The following is a 21,337-nucleotide window of genomic DNA, read 5'->3' as shown; positions in this document are numbered from 1 at the left end:
GGTGATGGGCATGGGATGGTTTAGTAATCCAAAACAGTCAGAATCAAGTAATGATTTAATTGTAAGCGCATTAAACAAGTCATTAGCTGTGATTGAGTTTGAGCCAAGCGGGATAATAATTACCGCAAATGCTAACTTTCTTAGCGTAATGGAATACCAATTAGAAGACGTACAAGGACAACACCATTCTTTATTTGTAGATTATGATGATGCTAAAAGTAATGACTACAAAAATTTTTGGCAGCGTCTTCGTAATGGCGAGTTTATTTCCGATGAATTTAAGCGTTTTGCTAAAAGTGGTAAAGAGGTTTGGATTCAGGCTACTTACAATCCAATTATTAACTCTGAGGGCCAAGTACTCAAAGTCGTTAAACTTGCTACAGATATCACAGATCAAAAGTTGGTATCGGCAAATGCTGCCGGACAAATTAGTGCAATTAGTAAATCCCAAGCGGTTATCGAATTTAGTTTAGATGGCAGTATTATTAGCGCTAATGATAATTTTTTAAATGCTCTTGGTTATCAGCTTGATGAAATTAAAGGTCAGCATCATAGATTATTTGTCGCACCGGAATATGCAAATAGCAATGAATACAAAGAGTTTTGGACTAAACTTGGTCGAGGCGAGTTTGATTCAGGTGAGTATTTACGAATAGGAAAGCAAGGCCAAGAAATTTGGATACAAGCCTCTTATAACCCAATCTATGATATGAATGGTAAGCCTTTTAAGGTTATTAAGTACGCTACAAATATTACAGCGCAAAAAGAGCTTGAAAAAGCTTCTAGAAAGGCAGCCGATTTAGCTAATGCCCTAAAAGTTTGCCAGGCAAATGTAATGATTGCCGATGAAGAGCTTAATATTATTTTTGTGAACGATTGCGTTCAAAAAATGCTTAAAATACGAGAAAAAGAACTGCAAACAGTATTACCAAACTTTTCTGTAGATAATCTTATAGGTACCTGCGTTGATGACTTTCATAAGCACCCTGCGCACCAACGTGAGTTACTAAAAAATTTGGATAAACCACATAAAGCTGAATTACTTTTAGCAGGTGTTACTTTTACCTTAATAGCTTCACCTTGGATTAGTCAAGAAGGTAAAAAGTTAGGCACAATTGTGGAATGGGAAGATAGGACTGCTGAAGTTGCTATAGAAAAAGAAATTGCGGCGCTCATTAGTGCAGCAGGTAAAGGCGATTTAGATACAAGAGTTATTGAAAATGGAAAAGAAGGATTTTTCTTACGTTTAGCTCAAGGGCTAAATAGTTTAGTTAAAATTGTTGATGATGCTGTCGCCGATACTGGAGATATGCTTGATGCTATGGCAAATGGTGATTTGTCAAAACGAATCGAGAAAGAATATAAAGGCTCATTTGATAAACTCAAACGTGATGCAAATACGACAGCAGATAAGCTCACCGAAGTTATAAATCGGATAAATTCATCGGCTACGTTAGTTGCAAGTGGCGCTGAAGAGATATCTCAAGGCAATGCTGATTTGAGTCAGCGAACAGAAGAGCAAGCCTCGTCACTTGAAGAAACAGCATCAAGCATGGAAGAGATGACCAGTACCGTTCGCCAAAATGCTGATAACGCAAAAGTAGCAAATGATTTGGCAGAAGAAACCTGTGAAAAAGCAATACAGGGTGGCGAAGTCGTTAACAGAGCTGTCACGAGTATGTCGGCGATTAATGAATCAAGCAAAAAAATTGCTGACATTATTGGGGTTATTGACGAAATAGCATTTCAGACCAATTTATTGGCGCTTAATGCTGCTGTAGAGGCTGCTAGAGCTGGTGAACAAGGGCGAGGCTTTGCGGTTGTTGCAGGGGAAGTTCGTAACTTAGCTCAGCGCTCAGCAGGCGCAGCTAAAGAAATTAAAGAATTAATAAGAGACAGTGTAGGTAAGGTCGCTGATGGTTCTCAATTAGTTAATGAATCAGGCGCTACACTGAAAGAAATTGTTGTTTCAGTACAACGAGTCACACAAATGATTTCTGATATTACAGAAGCATCCGAAGAGCAAAGCGCCGGTATTGAACAGGTAAATAAAGCTATTTCACAAATGGATGAAATGACTCAACAAAATGCTGCTTTAGTAGAGCAAGCCTCTGCCGCTGGCGAGTCTATGGCTGAGCAGGCAAATGAAATGCGCCGGTTACTCAACTTTTTCTCTTTAGGTCAGCAAGATATAGCGATGATTTCACCTACGATGCGAACGCCAACGCTATCTCAAAGGCCGCAGAATAATTATATTCGCAGTAAAACGCGAGGAGATAATTTTGTTGACTCGGCAGATGAATGGGAAGAGTTTTAACAACTCACCTTCTCGGCCTCGTTGTTATGTAATTACATTGAGGCATTGCTTGTTGGCTTGATTGAGAGTGAATAATGAAAGAGTTTTTATTTACCGACCGAGATTTCAAAGAGATTGCCGATCTTGTTTATAACGCATGCGGAATTGTATTAGGTGAACATAAACGAGAAATGGTTTATTCGCGTTTAGCAAGACGTATTAGAGAGCGAAACCTTGTTGATTTTAAATCATATTTAGCTTTCTTGAAAAAGAATAAAGATCAAGAGTTCGATGCCTTTATTAATGCTATAACAACGAACTTAACATCTTTTTTCCGTGAAATTCATCATTTTGAATTTATTAAATCTGAACTTATCCCTGTCCTTTTAAAAACAAATAAGCACAGCAAACGCGTGAGATTTTGGTCTGCTGGTTGCTCAACTGGGGAGGAGCCTTACAGTTTAGCAATGACATTAAATGCTGCATTTCCGAGTGATTGGGATGTGAAGATCTTAGCCACAGATTTAGATTCAAACGTGTTAGCAAAAGCGCAAAGTGGCATGTATACCGCTGCAAATGTTAATGGACTCAGTGAGCAGCAGCTCAAGCGTTGGTTTTTAAAAAGTAAGGATGGTGAGGCATATAAAGTAAAGCCAAAATTGCAGGAATGTATAGCGTTTAAACGTTTAAACTTATTACAAGAGTGGCCAATGAAGGGTCCTTTTGATCTTATTTTATGTCGTAATGTAGTTATTTACTTTGATAAAGAAACGAAAGATCAGCTTTTTGAACGCTACGCTAATATATTGAGTGAGCAAGGGCATTTGTTCTTAGGTCACTCAGAAAGTATGGGTAAAGAGCATTCTCAATATAAAAACTTAGGTAAAACGATGTATCAAAAGGGCAGTAATGCACGCGGAATTTAGAACAGTATTACCTAGCTTTGAGCATATTAAGCGGTATTGGGATTCAGGTCGGCAGAGCGTTGTTGCCAAAGTGCTCCCTGGTGAGTTCTATGTGTCAAAAAACAATGAACTTATCTCAACAGTACTCGGTTCGTGTATTGCGGCTTGCGTTTATGACGAAGTACTAGGAATTGGCGGGATGAACCATTTTATGCTGCCAATTCAAAAAGGAGTGGAGCTTAATAATGCACATAGCTTAAGTTGTCGTTACGGTAACTGGGCTATGGAATATTTAATAAACGAAGTGCTAAAAAATGGAGCTTCACGTCGAAACTTAAAAATTAAGCTGTTTGGTGGGGGGAAAATTATTAGCGCGATGACTGATATCGGTTTGGGTAATATTAGTTTTGCTACCGCTTATGTTCAAGAGGAAGCCCTTAATTTAGTGGCGCATGATATGGGAGGCCCTTGGCCAAGGAAAATATTTTTTCATCCCCACACTGGTAAAGTTCATATGAAAAAGTTGAAAAACCTACATAACAATACTATTGAGAAGCGTGAAGTTCGTTATTTACAAAGCCTTAAAAAACAAGATGTAGTTACGGATATTGAACTGTTTTAGGTGTGTTTATGATTAAAGTACTCATAATAGATGACTCTCCTTTAATTAGGCGATTACTCACTGACGTTTTACAGCAAGCTGAAGATATTACAGTGGTAGGTAGTGCTGAAGATCCATATAAAGCACGAGAAATGATTAAACAACTTAACCCTGATGTACTTACATTGGATGTAGAGATGCCAAAAATGGACGGTATTAGCTTTTTAAAAAATCTAATGCGCCTAAGGCCAATGCCTGTAGTGATGATTTCTACATTAACACAAAAAGGTTCACCAATTACATTAGAGGCACTAGAGCTCGGTGCGATTGATTTTATAGCTAAACCAACGGCTAATATAAAAGATAAAATAAGCCAATATGCGTATTTAGTTCAGCAAAAGGTACGAGTAGCCGCTGGTGCAAGAGTTAGAAGTTATAAAAAAGCGTTACCATCGAGTGATCCTTTACCTATCAATGCTCAGTTTTTATTAAATAAAGTTATTGCTATAGGCGCATCAACCGGGGGTACTGAAGCGATTAAAGAAGTATTAATAAAAATGCCTATTAATTGCCCGCCGATTGTTATTACTCAACATATTCCCCCTGTATTTAGTACTTCGTTCGCTTTAAGGATGGATCGTACATGTATCATTAGTGTTAAAGAAGCAGAGCAGGGTGATAAGCTAGTCGCAGGTTGCGCTTATATTGCTCCTGGTGGTTTGCATTTAACCATTAAAAAATATGGGGGACACTTATATTGTGAACTTGATGATAATGAGCCTGTAAATCGGCATAAACCAGCAGTGGATGTATTGTTTAATTCATTAGTAGAAATTAACGCTAAGAATGTTGTGGCAGCGTTGTTAACCGGAATGGGGAGTGATGGCGCAAAAGGATTGCTCGCTTTAAGGGAAGGTGGCGCGTACACACTAGCTCAGGACGAATTTTCGTCTGTGGTTTGGGGAATGCCAAAAGCTGCTGTGGAGTTAAACGCAGCAAACGAAGTTGTTGCGTTGGATAAGGTAACTGAGCGGCTATTGAATCAGGCTATTAAAGTTTAATTATTTTCAATAACCCACGGCTGTGAGAACCAATAATAGTCACTCGGGTTTTTAATCGAAGGCGCAGTGCAATTAAAGCGAGAACGGCCATTATTTAGCTCTTTTGGAGAAGTGACTTCAACCGTATTTTTACTTATCCAATTTAAGCTTGCTTGGCCAACATTTGAGACATAGCAGGCAAACTGTGTTTTATGAAAATCTCCCATTTCAAACTCTATGGTTAGTGTTGGTGGGTTTTGTGTTGTCACGCTATCTTGATACGTTAACTTTGTAATATTAAAAGCATGAGAATTTAGTTTTGTGATTAACGTATCTAGTTTACTGTAAAACCCAGAAGCTGGGAAACGCGGCAAGCGACTGAAGTTTGAGTTTTTATTCACCGCCCCAGAGTGTTGACCAATACCTATAAAGCCAAGATCAGTCACAAGAGCTTGTAATTCGTTATTAAATTCACCATACGGGTAGGCTAAATATTTGTAGTCTTGGCCAACCTCTTCTTTTATACGTTGTTGTGAATACAAAATATCTTGTTTGATACGTATTTTCCACTGGGCATCCGTTTCGTTATCAAGTTTAATATGCAAATAATCATGTTGAGCACTGTGGTTGCTTATAAGCGCGCCCTTTTTGCTAAGCTCTTTGAGTTTATCCCAGCCCATTACATAACTTTGGCCTTCATCAATTAATTTTGGATTTACAAAAATAGTATATGGATAATTAAATTTCTCTAAAATTGGCGCTGCTTCGTCGTAATTGTTGTTGTAACCGTCATCAAAAGTGATAGCGATGGTTTTCTCAGGTAATGTTTTACCTTGCTGAAGTGCATTTATTAGTTCATTAAGAGGAATAACGTTAAAGTTATGCTCTTTCAAATAGCTTAAATGTTTAGTGAATGTGTTCGCGCTAACACTCGTTACGGCAGGAAGGCTTTCACTAACATGATGGTATTGTAAAATAACAGCAGCTTGAACGCGTAGAGATACACTAATGAGAGAAAATAATACTAAATGAAACAATTTCTTATACATAATAAAGCACACCATAAAAGCTTGTTGTTGTTAGCCGGTCCGATGATACTATCAAATATCACAGTACCACTGTTAGGAATTGTTGATACTGCTGTCATTGGGCACTTAGGGAGCGCTCACTATTTAGCGGGTATTGCGCTTGGTTCTGCTGTTATTTCTATTTTATTTTGGCTAGCGGGATTTTTAAGAATGAGTACGACTGGCATGGTCGCTCAGGCTTACGGAGAAAATGATTTAACTCAATTAGCCGCCTTACTTAAACGTAGCTTATTACTTGCAAGTCTTGTTGCTGTACTACTTATCGCTTTATCTCCTTTGATAAAACATGCTATTGCATTTTTGTCTGCTGCTAATAGCGATGTACTCGCACAAGCATATCAGTATTTTAGTATCCGCATTTTTAGTGCTCCAGCAGCATTGTGTAATTTAGTGTTACTGGGTTGGATGCTTGGTGTACATTACGGGCGAGGGCCATTTTATTTATTATTAGTAACAAACATAGTCAATATAGTACTCGATATTTACTTTGTTGTTTACCTTGATTGGGCGGTTGCTGGTGCTGCATGGGCGTCACTTATTGCTGACTATACCGCACTAATTTTTGCACTTTTTTTAGTGGTTAAACTAGCTAAAAAACAAGATATTGAGCTAAATGTACCGAATTGGTTGAGTATTAGCAAAATGGCTGAATTATTGAGTTTGAATCGCGATATTTTTATTCGCTCTTTAATACTGCAATTATGTTTTAGCTTTATGACATTTTATGGTGCACGTATTGGCGAAACGACACTCGCTGCTAACGCCGTGCTACTTAACTTTTTAATGTTAGTTAGTTTTGCTTTAGATGGTATTGCATATGCTAGTGAGGCAAAAGTAGGGCAAGCAAAAGGCCAAAAAAGTGTAAGTAATATCGAGTTATGGGTAAAAATCAGTGTATTTTGGGGAATGTTGTTTGGATTGTTATATAGCCTGTTTTTTGCCGTTTTTGGTGCCCAAATTATTATGCTTTTAACCAATGTGCCAGAGGTTATTAATGAGGCGACGCTTTATTTGCCTTGGGTTATTGCACTTCCATTACTTGCTATGAGTTGTTTTTTATTTGATGGTGTTTTTGTGGGTTTAACACGTGCAAAAGATATGCGTAATAGTATGCTTTTTTCGGCTACAGTTGGATTTTTTGGGGTGTTTTGGATATTTAACGAATTACAAAATAACGGACTATGGTTAGCTATGAGCTGTTTTATGTTAATGCGGGGCGTGACTTTGATTATTAAATACCAAAGGCTTAAAGAAAATAACAAACTATTAGATTAAGTGCGATGATTATTTATTTCCATAAATCGGGATCGTGATTTTTTGGGCCAATGCCTTTAATGACTTGTGAAAAGCGGTTAGCAAAAATCCCGCAATAACCCCAAGCTGCAAAAAACAGTGCAGGGACTAAAATTGCAACGCCAATTATTTGCAAACTGTAGTGAGTGTAATACCCAAGGGAGATAAATACCACGGCTAGCACAAATAGTGCTAAGCCGCGAAAAAAGCGCTTTAAGCTAAGTTTAGGGTTACTCCCTAAACGATAGATAAGTGGCTTTAGCATTTATAATAATTAATAGTAAGAGTGATCGCCCGCTTCGTGCTCTGTGATATCAGCAACACCGGTGATTTCTTCAAATTTAGCGATCATTTCTTTCTCGATGCCTTCTTTTAGCGTTACATCGATCATAGAGCAACCATTACAACCACCACCAAACTGAAGTATAGCAATGCCTGCAGCTGTTATTTCTACTAGACTTACTTGGCCGCCATGGTTTGCTAGTTGGGGGTTTACTTCAGTTTCAAGCATGTGCTGCACGCGTTCATTTAATGATGCATCATCACCAATTTTACGAGCTTTAGCATTCGGCGCTTTTAGCGTTAATTGAGTGCCCATTTTGTCAGTAACAAAATCGATCTCGGCTTCTTCTAAAAATGGCGCACTTTCTGCATCTACAACAGCATCAAAACCATTGAAATTTAGACGAATATCGCTGGCTTCAACAGCGTCTTCTGGACAATAAGACACACCACATTCCGCTTGTGATGAACCAGGGTTTACAACAAAAACACGAATATTGGTTTGTTGTGATTGATCTGCTAATAGTTTAGCAAAATGCGCTTGCGCTGTTTCGGAAATAGAAATCATAAAAACGGCTTTATACCTGACTAAATTACTCGGATACTGCATATCATACTCCGCTCATCGTGTTGCGGCTAGTGTTGAGCGTAAAAAGTTGGCATCTATTTTAAGCAATGGTAGCGTGCAATTAACAAACATTTTTAGAGTGATTTATATGCGGTTCATGTTAACAATAATGGTGGTACTACTGAGTTTTTCAAGTATGGCAAAGCCACTATCTTATTATTTTGAGCAAGATGTTCAATTTGACCCTACCATTCCCACCCCTGAAGCAGTGCTAGGTTATCAAGTGGGGGAGTGGCATGTAAGACACGACCAGTTAGTGCGCTATATGGAAGTACTTGCGAAAAAAAGTGACCGCATAAACTTTGAAATTATTGGCCGTACACATGAGCAACGCCCGCTTGTGATGCTAACAATTACTGCCGCCAACAAGTTGCCAAACATAGAGCAAACTCGCCAAGCTCATTTGGCGCGTTTAAGTAACAACAGTGACAAAACTAAAGACCAACCTGCTGTTGTCTGGATGGGTTATAGTGTACACGGCAATGAATCATCGGGCAGCAACGCTTCATTATTGGTAGCCTATTATTTAGCAGCTGCTCAAGGTGCTGAAATAGATGAGCTATTAAATAACACGGTTATTTTACTCGACCCTTCACTTAATCCTGATGGGCTTGCTCGTTTTGCTAATTGGGCCAACAGTAACCGAGGTATGAACTTATCGTCTGATCCTAAGACCCGTGAACATGTTGAAAATTGGCCAAGTAGCCGTACTAACCATTATTGGTTTGATTTAAATCGTGACTGGTTATTACTACAGCATCCTGAATCGCGCGCGCGAATTGCCAAATTTCATCAGTGGAAACCAAATATTTTAACTGACTTTCATGAAATGGGGCCAAATAGCAGTTACTTTTTTCAGCCAGGTATCCCAAGTCGTAAACACCCAATAACACCAGATGAAAATGTAACTTTAACGAAAGCGATTGCCAACTATCATGCAAAAACTTTAGATGAAAATAACGCACTTTATTTTACAGAAGAAAGTTTTGACGATTTTTATTACGGAAAAGGCTCAACTTATCCCGACGTAAATGGTGGTGTAGGCATTTTATTCGAGCAAGCGAGTTCTCGTGGGCATATTCAAGAAACTATAAACGGACCTTTAAGCTTTGCATTTACTATTAAAAATCAGCTATTAACGAGCTTATCAACCTTTAAAGCAGCCATTGATAATCGCCAGGCGTTACTAGATTACCAAGCGAAGTTTTATAATCAGGCAGCTGATTTAGCCAGTGACGAGAGCTTTGAAGGTTATGTTGTTGAAGGCGCGAGCGACAACACCCGTACTAAGCACTTTTTAGAATTACTAAAACAGCATCAAATTAACGCTTACCCACTTACTAAACCATTAAAAGCAAATGGAAAAAGTTTTAGTACTCATAGTTATTTTGTGCCATTAGCGCAACCGCAATACCGTTTAGTAAAAGCTATTTTTAGTGAGCAAAAAAACTTTGCTGATAATACATTCTATGATGTTTCGGGTTGGACTCTAGCGCATGCTTTTAATTTACCGTTTGCAAAAGTTAAAAGCAATTGGGGCTTAGATGTTGCAGATACTGCTTGGAATAAAGCGGTAAAAACATCTTTTTCCGATTTAAAAAATGGTTATGCCTTTGGTTTTGCATGGGACGATTATTTAGCCCCTAAAATGCTCAATACTTTACTTAAACAAGGTATTAAAGCACGCGTTGCATTGAGCTCATTAACTGCTAAATCAACATCGGGGGAGGTAAACTTCGAACCAGGTAGTATTATTATTCCAGCAGGCCTACAAACAAATATCGATTGGGTTGCCCAGCTTAGTAAAGCACAAAGTGAATTTGGTATTGCAATTAAACCAATTACATCAGGTTTAACAAGTAAAGGCGCTGATTTAGGTTCACGATCAATGGCCGTTGTTAGTGCGCCAAAGGTACTGCTTATTGGTGGGCAGGGCGCGAGCCAGTACGAAGTAGGCGAAGTGTGGTATTATCTAGATCGCTTTGTTGGCGCAGCGCCAACAATTGTTGAAATGAACCGCTTTAGCTCACTTGAGCTAAGTGATTACAGCCATATTGTACTTGCTCATGGCAATTACAATAGCTTATCTGATGCCGACAAAGTGGCAATTAAAAGCTGGGTAAGAAAAGGTGGTGTTATTTGGGGTCACAAAGGCGGCGCTAAATTTTTAGTTGATCAGCAAATTCTTAAAGCAAGTTATCTATCACGACAAGATGTAGCTAGCGCATTTAATACGACAGGTTTAAGTTATGGCGACAAAGATCATTTAGCTGGACGTCAGCGCATTGCAGGTGCTATTTTTAATACCAATGTAGATTTAACTCACCCACTTAGTTTTTCACTTAATCGTAATACATTACCGGTATTTAAAAACAGCACATGGTTACTTGAAGCTTCCGATGCGCCGTTCGTAAATGTTCTTACCTACACTAAAAAACCATTATTGGCAGGCTTTACCGATACTGTTAATGTTGAGCAAGTTGCCGGCGGCGCCGGTTTAATTGCACACTCATACGGGCGAGGTACAGTGATAGGTATGACCGACGATCCTGTATTTAGAGGTTACTGGTATGGTACTAGTCGACTGCTAAGCAATGCTTTATTTTTTGGTCACACGTTTCGCGCAAATGGTGGGTAGTATTTTTTAATTACTAAATTGGCGTTAAACAGGTTACAAAAGCCCATACTTGTTTAGCGCCAGCTTGTTTTAATGTATGAGTCGCTGCATTTAATGTAGCGCCCGTTGTCATTACATCATCAACAATAGCGACGGTTTTACCGCGCATATCCTGTGTACAAATAAAGGCATTTTTTAAATTTTTCATACGCTTTGCTTTTGATAGTTTTGACTGAGCCTGTGTTTTTTTGTCGCGAATAAGTACGTTACTCAATGGTAAGTAATTAGTTAAACATGGATACCATACTTGGCTGACTTGATTAAATCCACGCTCCAAAAAACGATTTTTATGCAGTGGTAAAATAACAAAAGCATCAGGTAAGTTTTGGCTCTGAGCAAACAGTTGTACAAGCTGTTTTTTAATGACTTGCTGCAATGCCTTTTTATAATGAATTTGGTTATTAAATTTAAGTTGCTTAAGCCAGTGCTCAAATGGAGGTTGATAAAATGCGCATGCAAATAACATATCAAACTCACAATTGGGAAACATTTCAACAATATCGGGGCGATGAAGTAAATTGGTATGCTCGTTTAAATTAAACAATGGCAAGTCTTCTAAACAATGTTCACACAGTCCTAATGATGCGTTAATAATACACTGGCACTGAACGCAATAAGTAGGAAATAACCAGTCAAAAATGGCTTTATTCATTGATTTGAACCGTACATTGCAATCATCTCTTTAATCGTTATTATGAGCTTAAGTTTGGTAAAGGTTAGGCAAATATGCAAAACGAATTAGTGTTATTACATGGTTGGGGAATGAATCAGGGGGTATGGCAGTTGGTTCAGCCAGAGCTTGAGTTTTTATATTCAGGGAATGTACGCAGCCTTGACTTACCTGGGTTTGGTAATAGTATTGCTTGCCCAAGCCCTTATACACTCCATGATGCAGCCGCACTTTTGAGTGAACAACTACAACCACAATCAATTTTAATGGGCTGGTCATTAGGAGGCTTATTTGCACTGTATATTGCTAAGCATTGGCCTGAAAAAGTGTCAAAAGTAATATTGGTTGCATCAACGCCATTTTTTGCAGATCAAATAGATTGGCCTGGTATTAATTCCAAAGTATTAGAACAATTTAAAGACCAACTAGTTAATCATAGAGAAAAAACGATAGAGCGATTTTTAGCAATTCAAGCGATGGGAAGTGAGTCGGCAAGGGATGATATAAAGCAACTTAAACTATTACTAAATCAGTACAGCGCACCAAATACTGAAGCGCTTATGGCAGGTTTGGATATTTTAAAAAACGAAGACTTGCGTGAGTTATTTACTCGTTGCCCGGTCTCTATTAAAGGTATATTCGGGCGTTTAGATGCACTTGTACCTTATAAAGTGATTGCGGAAATATCAGCACTAAATACTGAGTTTGAATATGGAGTGCTTGATAAAGCATCGCACGCCCCATTTATTTCTCATAAGAGAGAGTTTTTATCTGTCGTTAAATCAATGCTTTAAAATTGAGCTGAAAATAGCGCAGTTTAAAGCTTTATTTTGTGCATAACCTGAGCGATAATTAAGCAATGTTAATTTGGTGGAGGTTTTAATATGCCAATCGGATCTGTATTTAATAGCGGTGTTGAAGGATTTAATCGTGCTAGCCAAGGTATCGAAAAGGCCAGTGCTGAGATTAATCGTGCCAATATTGAACAGCAAGACGACGCGCAGTTAGCGCAGCAACGTCAGCTTACGGCAGCACGCCCTGAAGAAGCTATTACTGCACCTGTAGCACAGCCTGCTCGTGTTGATGAAGCGCTTGTTAACTTAAAAGTTGAAGAGTTTAATGCCAAGGCAAATACGCAATCAATTCAAACGGCCGATGATGTACTTGGCACGTTAATCGATATTAAAGTTTAGTATTATGAATATTGTCACGCCATTTCCATCTATCAATATAAACACTGCAAATGTTTATACGGAAACTGCACGACGTGACAACCAACTACGCGAAGTCATTCCTGCACCAGCATCAAGTAGCGCAAGTAATACCGAAACTAAAGCCCAAAGTGACGCTGAAAAAGCGAAGTTGCCAGGTGGAAGTGATAGCGTAACATATGATGCAACGGGAAAAACAACAGACGAAAAATCAGTTCAACAACGCGATGAAAACTCAGAAAACCCTGAAGGCTCTGAACAAGAAAACGAAGCAAGTGAGCAACAAGAATTAGAGCAAGAAGAGCTGCAATTAGAGCAAGAACAGCTACAAATTAAAGAGCTAAAGGCTCGAGATACCGAAGTCAGAATACACGAACAAGCGCATGCCTCTGTAGGTGGACAACATGCAGGTTCGCCAAGTTATGAATATCAACGCGGGCCCGATGGTACTAATTACGCAGTTGGCGGAGAAGTACAAATTGATGTATCAGAAATACCCGGCGACCCACAAGCGACGATTGATAAAATGCAAACGGTGCGCGCTGCTGCATTAGCACCTGCTGAGCCTTCGGGAGCTGATCGCTCTATTGCTGCAGATGCTACGCAAAAGCTAGCAGCGGCTCAGGCTGAGCTTGCACAACCTGAAAAAGAAGATGACGAAGACGCAAAAAGTAAACTTGAAGCTTCATTCTCTAGCGATGAAAGCAGCGATACAAAAACAGCTAAAAGTGACGAGCAAACACGTGATGCCGATGTTGAGGCACGTGCAGGGCGTATTGCTAACTTTTATCAAATGGCGACATCGCCAGCGAGCCAAAGTAGTTTTTCAGCGTTAAGTTAATAATCTAGCAAAACATAACCACAAAAAAACCGCTTACGCGGTTTTTTTCGTTTTAGCTTAGCTGTACAACTATTATTTTTTTACTTTAGCATTAGCGAACGCATCGGCAAATGCATTACCCATTAACGCATTACCATTGTCACGTTTAGGCTTTGCAGCACGAGTTTGTGGCTTTTGCGTAGCTGGAGCTGCTGACTTATTACTTGTGTCAATTTCGTCATCTAAGCGCATAGTAAAGCTTATGCGCTTACGTGCAGCGTCTACCTCAACTACTTTAACCTTTACAATATCACCAGCTTTAACAACTTCACGCGGATCTGATATAAATTTATTCGTGATTGCTGAAATATGCACTAAACCATCTTGGTGAACACCTACATCAACAAACGCACCAAAATTAGCAACGTTTGAAACCACGCCTTCTAAAATCATACCTGGTTTTAAATCACTAATTTTTTCAACACCGGCTTTAAACTCAGCTGTTTTAAATTCAGGGCGAGGATCTCGACCTGGTTTATCAAGCTCAGTAATAATGTCGGTAACGGTTGGTAAGCCAAACTTTTCGTCAGTGTAATCGTTAGCAGCAAGTTTAGTTAAAAAGTCGCTGTTACCAATTAGGTTACTGACATCTACGCTATTGCGTTCACAAATACGTTTAACAACAGGGTAAGCTTCAGGGTGAACTGATGAGTTATCTAGCGGATCGCTACCGTTGTTAATACGCAAAAAGCCAGCCGCTTGTTCAAATGCTTTTGGCCCTAAACGCTCAACCTTTTTAAGCTCACTACGTTTAGTAAATGTGCCGTTAGCATCGCGATAATTAACGATATTTTGCGCTAATGTTTTGTTCAAACCAGATACGCGTGTAAGTAGCGGTACCGATGCCATGTTTAAATCTACGCCTACTGAGTTTACACAGTCTTCAACTACTGAAATAAGGCTTTGGCCTAATTGGCTTTGCGATACATCGTGTTGGTATTGGCCAACACCAATTGATTTTGGCTCAATTTTAACAAGTTCAGCAAGAGGATCTTGTAGGCGGCGCGCAATAGAAACAGCGCCTCGTATAGAAACATCTAAATCTGGAAATTCATTAGCTGCAAATTCAGAAGCTGAGTAAACCGATGCACCCGCTTCGCTAACCATAATTTTACTAAGTTTAAGTTCGTTGTTTGCTTTGATAAGTTCAGCAACTAACTTATCTGATTCGCGTGATGCAGTACCGTTACCAATCGCAATTAGCTCAACTTTATGCTGACGACAAAGTTGCTCTAACGTACGCACTGATTTATCCCAATGATTTTGTGGTGCATGAGGGAAAATAGTTTGTGTAGCTAGTAATTTACCTGTGCTATCAACAACGGCAATCTTACAGCCAGTACGAAGGCCTGGATCAAGACCTAAAGTAGTACGAGGGCCTGCAGGTGCTGCCATTAATAAATCTTTTAAGTTTTTAGCAAATACGTCGATTGCACCAGCTTCTGCTTTTTCGCGCATGGCTGCAAAAAATTCGTTTTCTAAATGCAGCCCTAATTTAATTTTCCACGCCCATTGCACAACGTTTAATAACCAAGGACTTGCCGCTTTATATTTAATATCTAAACGGTAATGCTCAGCAATCATGTTGGCACAAAGTTGCGCTGAATTTTCAGCACTAGGCTCAGGGTTAACATTTAACTGAAGTACACCTTCATTTCGAGCTCTCAGCATTGCAAGTGCGCGATGCGAAGGTACTTTTTTTAGAAGCTCTTGGTGTTCAAAGTAATCACGGTATTTAGTGCCAGCTTGTTCTTGGCCTTTAATAACGGTACTTTGAATTGCGCCATTTTGGCTAATGTGGCTTCTAAATTTAGCAAGTAGTTTTGCGTCTTCAGCAAAGCGCTCCATTAAAATAAACTTAGCACCTTCAAGCACTGCCTTTATATCAGCAAAGCCTTTTTCGACATTTATAAATTGTTCAGCTTGTTGTTCAGGATCAAGGTTAGCATTTTTAAACAGTGCATCAGCAAGTGGCTCTAATCCGGCCTCAATTGCTATTTGGCCTTTAGTACGGCGCTTCGCTTTATACGGGAGATATAAATCTTCAAGTTCAGTTTTGCTTTGCGCAGTACTAATATCTGCCTTTAACTCTGCTGTTAATTTATTTTGAGATTCGATGGTTGATAAAATAAAGCTGCGGCGTTCTTCTAGTTCACGTAAATATGATAAACGCTGTTCTAAAAGGCGTAATTGGGTGTCATCTAAGCCACCGGTTACTTCCTTTCTATAACGAGCAATAAAAGGCACAGTTGCACCTTCATCAAGTAACTTTGTTGCAGCAACAACTTGCTGTTGTTGTGCATTTAGCTCATCGGCTAAACGTGCAGAGATATCGCTCATGCAAAAACCTTTTTAAACAAAAATAAGACCAGTTAGTAAGTTAACTGATACGACTAATTGCTTGAATAATATCACACGAGGTTGTAATAAAAAGCTCTTAAAGCAAGCTATTTTCCTTGCTTTAAGATGGTTGGCTTGATTGGGTAATTATAGCGTTAAAAGAGCCCCTAGTGAGGGTGCTCTATGTTTTCTAATACTTCACTGAATGAATTAGCTATGGGGGTAATATGCAGAGGGATATGTAGCGCTTTAGTAATTTGACGTGCTGAGATTAAACCGCAAATTTCATTGTCAGTTGTAGTCACTAATAAAAACATCACCCCTTGATGCTCCATTGTTTGCAACGCATCACCAATACATGCGTAGCTTAAGCTTTGCATACTTACACTCATTAACTGACTTATTGGTGTCATTATGTGGCGTAAGCTAACTTCATTACGCGGTGTATTTAAACGCTGGGCAATAATCGTGATTTTTGAGCTTTGTAAATCAGCACTTGAAACTATTCCAATTAATTTTTGGTTGTCGTCCGTTACTAAGACAAAATCAGATTGTTGAGCGCTAATCTGTTTTAGTGCTGCTTCAATTGTTGTTTCATACTGGGCGCGGACAGGTGTTTTTTGAGTGAAATTATTTACCACTTTTAATGCCGGAGAGGCTAAATCAATTAATGGTTGGTCATCTGCAAATGTGCTTGCAATAACGCCGTGAGAAATGCTTTGAGTACGTAATTCTTTAAAGTTAGACATAGTAGTCACCTTAGTCGTTATAAAATTTAATTAAGTTGTAAAATAATGAATTAAATTAAATAGCTAGGTGGTCCGCGTTGGTATGCAGTGCTAAAAGGTCTGTTTAGATTAGTGCTCTTATAAAAAGAATCTACGACATTAGGAAGTGGTTGAGGCGACCTAAAGGTAATAGTATTAACGTGAGAGTCTACGTCAAAATCGAGGTTTGCCTGGTCAGGAATGTCACAAGCAATAAAGTGATTAGATAGTTTAGCGTTATCAAGGTTTACGTCAGTGTTGCTGGCATGCAGCGTCAAACTTACACTCATTAAAAGTGCAAACAATACGGCATTATTTAATATGCGCTGTACTATGTTTGACATAACTACGACCTTAATTAACTGCTTTCAAATTAAACAAATCAACTTGAATAATTCATTTATAGCTTATTGACCTAATTTACACAATCAAAAGTTAACATGATCTGAATCAAAACTTTTTATTTCTTTTTTTGGTAATCAATACTGTTTACATACCATTGCTTTTTACCCTGAGGAGTAGGTACTTCAAAGTCGTCATCTACTTGCTTTTTAATCAATGCACGCGCCATAGGTGAGTCTATTGATATGTAATCTTTTCGGTCGTAAATTTCATCAGGTCCGACAATTCTGAATTTTTTAGTTTCACCTTCTTCGTTTTCAATTTCGACCCATGCACCAAAAAACACTTTTCCATCTTGAACGGGAGAGTAGTCGATGATTTTTAAATCAGGTATGCGTTTGCGTAAATAGCGTATACGACGGTCAATTTGGCGAAGCAAACGCTTGTTATATTGATAGTCAGCGTTCTCAGAGCGATCTCCGAGACTGGCCGCCCAGCTGACTATTTTTGTTACTTCTGGGCGTTTAACGTTCCATAGTTGGTCGTGTTCTTGTTGTAATTGTAAGTAACCTTCGCGGGTAACTAAATTTGTTTTCATGGTGAATTCTTTATTAACTCTAATGGTGTGCACGTTATTAAATTTGCCAAAACTTGTCGAGCGTAAAATGTAATAAAGTACGAGCAAGTAAGCTTTGAAATGTTCAGTAACAATCTAAGCAAGTAATTAGTTTTTGATTATTCAGTTTTTCATTTATATTAACTAATAATTGGATATAAAAATAAGAAAGAGATTATGGGACACGAGACCACAAAAGTATTAGTTGTTGATGACGATATGCGCTTACGCAGTTTGCTCGAACGTTACTTAGTAGAGCAAGGCTTTATTGTGAGAACCGCAGGAAATTCGGAGCAAATGGACAGACTCCTTGAACGTGAAAACTTTCACTTAATGGTTCTCGATTTAATGCTTCCAGGTGAAGATGGATTGTCAATTTGTCGCAGGTTACGCCAAAAAGAAAATGAAATCCCTATTGTTATGCTCACCGCTAAAGGCGACGAAGTAGACCGTATTATTGGTCTTGAACTTGGCGCTGACGATTACATTCCAAAACCATTTAATCCACGTGAGCTACTTGCTCGCATAAAAGCAATTTTGCGCCGCCGCGCAAAAGAAGTGCCAGGTGCTCCAGCTGCTGAAGAAAACTTGATCGCTTTTGGTAAATTTACGCTTAATTTAGCAACGCGCGAAATGAGTGAAGGGGACAAAACAATATCGCTTACCAGTGGTGAGTTTGCCGTGCTTAAAGCGCTTGTTTCGCATCCACGAGAGCCACTTAGCCGCGATAAGCTAATGAACTTAGCGCGTGGGCGTGATTACAGTGCGCTTGAGCGAAGTATTGATGTGCAAGTGTCGCGACTTCGACGCATGATTGAAATTGATGCTGCCAATCCGCGTTATATTCAAACCGTATGGGGTTTGGGGTATGTATTTGTTCCTGATGGTGAAAAGTAATTTATATGGGATTTTTTCCGCGTAGTGCGTTTGGACAAACGGTTTTTTTGGTAGCCGCATTATTACTAATAAACCAAATAGTGTCTTACGTTACAGTAAGCTTATATGTTGTAAAGCCTACAATTGAGCAAGTAAATTTAATGCTCGCAAAGCAAATAAAAACCGTATTTATAGATTGGGAAGACGGCATTGAGATAAACGACGAGGTTTCAGAAAAGTTTTTTGAAATCACTGGAATTGAAGTAATGACTCAACGTGAGGCAATGCGTAATGGGTTAGGGCAAAGCCGTGAGTATTCAGGATTATCGCGCAGTATGACGAAACAGTTAAATGGCTTCTCGCGTGTGCGCATTAGCCAAACTGGTCCACTCATATATTGGGTCGAAGCCCCCCAAGCTCCAGGTTACTGGGTTAAAGTACCGTTAACTGGTTTCCAAGAGAATAATTTAGAGTTTTTAACTTTTTATTTATCAAGCATCGGATTTTTAAGTGTGTTAGGTGGGTGGTTGTTTGCAAGGCACCTCAATAGGCCGCTTAAAGCGTTACAGCAAGCTGCAATAAAAGTTGGTAAAGGTGATTTTACTACTAAGTTAGCAGAGGAAGGTTCAACAGAAGTGATAGAAGTAACGCGCGCGTTTAATCAGATGTCGCGGGGTATTGCTGCACTTGAGAATGACCGCCGTTTATTAATGGCTGGTGTGTCACATGATTTACGCACGCCGCTTACACGCATTCGTTTAGCGACTGAAATGATGGCTGAAGCTGATGAGTACTTACGCGAAGGTATTATTTACGATATTGAAGACATGAACGGTATTATCGACCAGTTTATCGAGTACTTACGCCATCATAAGCGTGAAGAACTAACCTGTGAAAATATAAATGCACTGGTGGCTGAAGTTATTCATTCGGAGCTAAAGCATCAACGTGTAATTACGTTTAAAGAGAACCCAAGTATTGGCAATATACCGCTAAGCTCTGTGGCTATTAAGCGTGTAATAACAAACATGATTGGTAATGCGCTGCGTTATTCACAAGATGATATAGAAGTACTTAGTTATTTTAGTCCAAATAAAAAATATGTCGTTATTGCAGTAAACGATAATGGCCCCGGCATTCCTGAAAGTGAGTTAGAGTCCGTGTTCGAACCATTTAAGCAAGGTGATGCTGCTCGAGGGAGCGAAGGCAGTGGTTTAGGGCTGGCAATTATCAAGCGTATAGTAGATATGCACGATGGAAAAGTGATGCTTGAAAATCGTCCCGAAGGCGGGCTAAGTGCGCAAATATACTTGCCTATAAAAGTAACTAACCAAGCTGTTTAAAGCGAATAGCTGTGTAGTTACTAACTGTAAACTAAGTGTTTAATACCAAATAGACTTACAAGGTATAAGCCATATGATTACCTCCACATATTTCAAAATACATGTGCTATGTACGGTCAGGCATTAATCGTTTTTATTAGGGTATTGTATACAGCTTTTTCGTAGTGTTTTTTATAATGGAGCAAAATAGAGTGTTTGTATCGCTTCTTAGCATGCTTTTGAGCTGTTACATCATTAATACATTAATACCAATTCGTAATAATCTTTGAGCAATTTGAGAGCTTAAACCTGACGCTAACTGTGTTAAATATTTCTTATATGGAACAACTAAATAACGAATTTTTGCCTTGTTATCGACACTGTTTTCTTACCTCAAAATAGCTTACTTAATTAAGCAAATTGGTATTACGAAGATTAAATAGTGACCTTACTTTTTATAGCTACTTGATTTGTAATTATTCGAGTAGTTAGAAAAATTATTAGCATTGGATAGCTAATATATATTTTTACTCCCCATAAATGCCAAACATGCTCAGCCCTTTGGGTTTGCCCTAGAGACGGTTTACTTTTACTTAGCCCACTAGGTTGCAAACTTCCTGCGATAATTAGATAGAACAAGTTTTAATCATGAAAGGCCAGTAGGTTCTAGAAGGTTGAAATTAATATTTCAGCTCCCACTTTTAGTTTTGCTATAAATCTATTTGAATTTACTTTGTATATTTTTAATAAGCTTAGTTTTTAAGTCACTGTTTTTTGTTCTTCTTTGGTAGGTTTTTATTTGTTCGATTATTTGATGTTGTTCCTAGGTAACAAACATGTAAATATTTAAATAAAATAATAACAACCAACAAGGATTGTTTTGTGAAATTTACATTGTGCTTTTTTCTATTAGTTTTATCTTCAATGGCTTCGGCTGTTACTGATAAATTTAATTTAACTGAAGATGGAAGTAAAACAGTTAGAATTTGGGAGGTTTGGCGTGTTATAGGCGCACGGGAAGCCTTTTTTGGAGCCGCCATTATAAAACCAAAAAACGGGACTTTAAGTTTTAATACAGATTCATTTGTTTATAAACCAAAGGCTAATTTTTGTGGTGTAGATACAACAACGATAAATGTCTCATTGATAGATTCTGGCAATAACCCAATTAGGTCTATATCTCTAGAATCCGATGAGCTTGTTGAGTACTCAACAAGTCCTATTTTAAATATTCTCCAAAGCTTTTTTGCCTTTGCAACAAAAGATGATGTAGAAAAGCCTCGAATACAATACGCATCCTAATAGAACCTATTCAGCTAATTATCAAACTGTAAGCCAAAATGTGACTCGTTATCCTGTTAAGCTTACTTTTAATGTTGCATGTGTGAACGATTCACCAACGATCACAAACATAATGAATCAGTCAACAAACGAAGACACCACAAAAGCGATAAGCTTTACAGTGGGTGATGTTGAAACAAGCACTTCAAGCCTTTGTCTTCT

20 protein-coding genes are annotated in these 21,337 nt (G+C 38.6%); 12 read left to right on the top strand and 8 right to left on the bottom strand.

Translation table 11 applies throughout. The annotated features are described in order from the left end of the window. Positions 1 to 10 precede the first annotated feature (10 nt). From DC53_RS08490 to DC53_RS08505, 4 genes are all read left to right on the top strand, one after another. A complete protein-coding gene (locus tag DC53_RS08490) occupies positions 11 to 2,317 on the top strand; it encodes a methyl-accepting chemotaxis protein (RefSeq protein ID WP_033030309.1) in 2,307 nt (768 codons plus the stop codon). Between the two features lie 74 nt (positions 2,318 to 2,391). Continuing rightward, complete coding sequence (locus tag DC53_RS08495; RefSeq protein ID WP_033030247.1) at positions 2,392 to 3,222, top strand: CheR family methyltransferase; 831 nt, start codon at positions 2,392 to 2,394, stop codon at positions 3,220 to 3,222. Next, positions 3,206 to 3,823 carry a chemoreceptor glutamine deamidase CheD gene (gene cheD / locus DC53_RS08500; protein WP_007376410.1) on the top strand — a complete coding sequence of 206 codons (618 nt, stop codon included), beginning with the start codon at positions 3,206 to 3,208 and terminating at the stop codon, positions 3,821 to 3,823. Before DC53_RS08495 ends, cheD begins: the two co-directional genes overlap by 17 nt. Positions 3,824 to 3,831: 8 nt before the next feature. After that, positions 3,832 to 4,863: a protein-glutamate methylesterase/protein-glutamine glutaminase gene (locus DC53_RS08505; protein ID WP_033030244.1), complete on the top strand. Its 1,032-nt coding sequence runs from the start codon at positions 3,832 to 3,834 to the stop codon at positions 4,861 to 4,863. Here DC53_RS08505 and DC53_RS08510 read toward each other — a convergent pair. Then, entirely contained in the window at positions 4,860 to 5,891 is a 1,032-nt protein-coding gene (locus DC53_RS08510; RefSeq protein WP_033030243.1) for a polysaccharide deacetylase family protein, read from the bottom strand. The genes DC53_RS08505 and DC53_RS08510 overlap by 4 nt on opposite strands. Here DC53_RS08510 and dinF point away from each other — a divergent pair. Beyond that, entirely contained in the window at positions 5,871 to 7,205 is a 1,335-nt protein-coding gene (gene dinF / locus DC53_RS08515) for an MATE family efflux transporter DinF (protein ID WP_008138719.1), read from the top strand. The two genes, DC53_RS08510 and dinF, sit on opposite strands and share 21 nt — an antisense overlap. Positions 7,206 to 7,218: 13 nt before the next feature. Here dinF and DC53_RS08520 read toward each other — a convergent pair whose 3' ends face one another. After that, the gene (locus DC53_RS08520; protein WP_007376414.1) at positions 7,219 to 7,488 is read right to left on the bottom strand and encodes a hypothetical protein; all 270 of its coding nucleotides are present in this window, start codon (positions 7,486 to 7,488) and stop codon (positions 7,219 to 7,221) included. Positions 7,489 to 7,497: 9 nt separating this feature from the next. Then, on the bottom strand, positions 7,498 to 8,073 hold the full coding sequence (gene nfuA / locus DC53_RS08525) for a Fe-S biogenesis protein NfuA (protein ID WP_002959571.1): 576 nt from the start codon (positions 8,071 to 8,073) through the stop codon (positions 7,498 to 7,500). 148 nt (positions 8,074 to 8,221) lie between these two features. Between nfuA and DC53_RS08530 the strand changes: the two genes are divergently transcribed. Beyond that, entirely contained in the window at positions 8,222 to 10,771 is a 2,550-nt protein-coding gene (locus DC53_RS08530; RefSeq protein WP_033030241.1) for a M14 metallopeptidase family protein, read from the top strand. Between the two features lie 13 nt (positions 10,772 to 10,784). Here DC53_RS08530 and DC53_RS08535 read toward each other — a convergent pair whose 3' ends face one another. After that, positions 10,785 to 11,462: a ComF family protein gene (locus tag DC53_RS08535; protein ID WP_033030239.1), complete on the bottom strand. Its 678-nt coding sequence runs from the start codon at positions 11,460 to 11,462 to the stop codon at positions 10,785 to 10,787. 74 nt (positions 11,463 to 11,536) lie between these two features. Here DC53_RS08535 and bioH point away from each other — a divergent pair, with 74 nt between their 5' ends. The 3 genes from bioH (at position 11,537) to DC53_RS08550 (ending at position 13,532) form a co-directional block, all read left to right on the top strand. Further along, entirely contained in the window at positions 11,537 to 12,274 is a 738-nt protein-coding gene (bioH, locus tag DC53_RS08540) for a pimeloyl-ACP methyl ester esterase BioH (RefSeq protein WP_033030237.1), read from the top strand. Between the two features lie 90 nt (positions 12,275 to 12,364). Then, positions 12,365 to 12,673, top strand: coding sequence for a hypothetical protein (locus tag DC53_RS08545; RefSeq protein ID WP_033030235.1), 309 nt, complete (start codon positions 12,365 to 12,367; stop codon positions 12,671 to 12,673). Between the two features lie 4 nt (positions 12,674 to 12,677). Beyond that, on the top strand, positions 12,678 to 13,532 hold the full coding sequence (locus tag DC53_RS08550) for a putative metalloprotease CJM1_0395 family protein (RefSeq protein ID WP_007376420.1): 855 nt from the start codon (positions 12,678 to 12,680) through the stop codon (positions 13,530 to 13,532). Between the two features lie 72 nt (positions 13,533 to 13,604). Here DC53_RS08550 and DC53_RS08555 read toward each other — a convergent pair whose 3' ends face one another. The 4 genes from DC53_RS08555 to greB all read right to left on the bottom strand — a co-directional run bounded on the left by DC53_RS08555 (position 13,605) and on the right by greB (position 17,618). Further along, entirely contained in the window at positions 13,605 to 15,911 is a 2,307-nt protein-coding gene (locus DC53_RS08555; protein WP_033030233.1) for a Tex family protein, read from the bottom strand. Between the two features lie 167 nt (positions 15,912 to 16,078). After that, on the bottom strand, positions 16,079 to 16,660 hold the full coding sequence (locus DC53_RS08560; protein ID WP_007376422.1) for a CBS domain-containing protein: 582 nt from the start codon (positions 16,658 to 16,660) through the stop codon (positions 16,079 to 16,081). Positions 16,661 to 16,710: 50 nt separating this feature from the next. After that, positions 16,711 to 17,022, bottom strand: coding sequence for a hypothetical protein (locus DC53_RS08565; RefSeq protein WP_008138735.1), 312 nt, complete (start codon positions 17,020 to 17,022; stop codon positions 16,711 to 16,713). A gap of 116 nt (positions 17,023 to 17,138) precedes the next feature. Beyond that, on the bottom strand, positions 17,139 to 17,618 hold the full coding sequence (greB, locus tag DC53_RS08570; protein WP_007376424.1) for a transcription elongation factor GreB: 480 nt from the start codon (positions 17,616 to 17,618) through the stop codon (positions 17,139 to 17,141). Positions 17,619 to 17,813: 195 nt separating this feature from the next. Here greB and ompR point away from each other — a divergent pair, with 195 nt between their 5' ends. From ompR to DC53_RS08585, 3 genes are all read left to right on the top strand, one after another. After that, positions 17,814 to 18,533 carry an osmolarity response regulator transcription factor OmpR gene (gene ompR, locus DC53_RS08575; protein ID WP_007376425.1) on the top strand — a complete coding sequence of 240 codons (720 nt, stop codon included), beginning with the start codon at positions 17,814 to 17,816 and terminating at the stop codon, positions 18,531 to 18,533. A 5-nt stretch (positions 18,534 to 18,538) separates the two neighbouring features. Beyond that, positions 18,539 to 19,855, top strand: a complete 1,317-nt coding sequence (envZ, locus tag DC53_RS08580; RefSeq protein WP_033030230.1) for a two-component system sensor histidine kinase EnvZ — start codon at positions 18,539 to 18,541, stop codon at positions 19,853 to 19,855. A gap of 861 nt (positions 19,856 to 20,716) precedes the next feature. Further along, a complete protein-coding gene (locus DC53_RS08585) occupies positions 20,717 to 21,136 on the top strand; it encodes an Ig-like domain-containing protein (protein ID WP_033030229.1) in 420 nt (139 codons plus the stop codon). The last annotated feature ends 201 nt before the right edge of the window (positions 21,137 to 21,337 follow it).

Origin of the sequence: Pseudoalteromonas fuliginea (assembly GCF_000690055.1) — a bacterium.
GTDB classification, from domain to species: Bacteria; Pseudomonadota; Gammaproteobacteria; order Enterobacterales; family Alteromonadaceae; genus Pseudoalteromonas; species Pseudoalteromonas fuliginea.
Note: the sequence above shows the minus strand (reverse complement) of the source record. Positions and strands in the feature narration are given on the sequence as shown.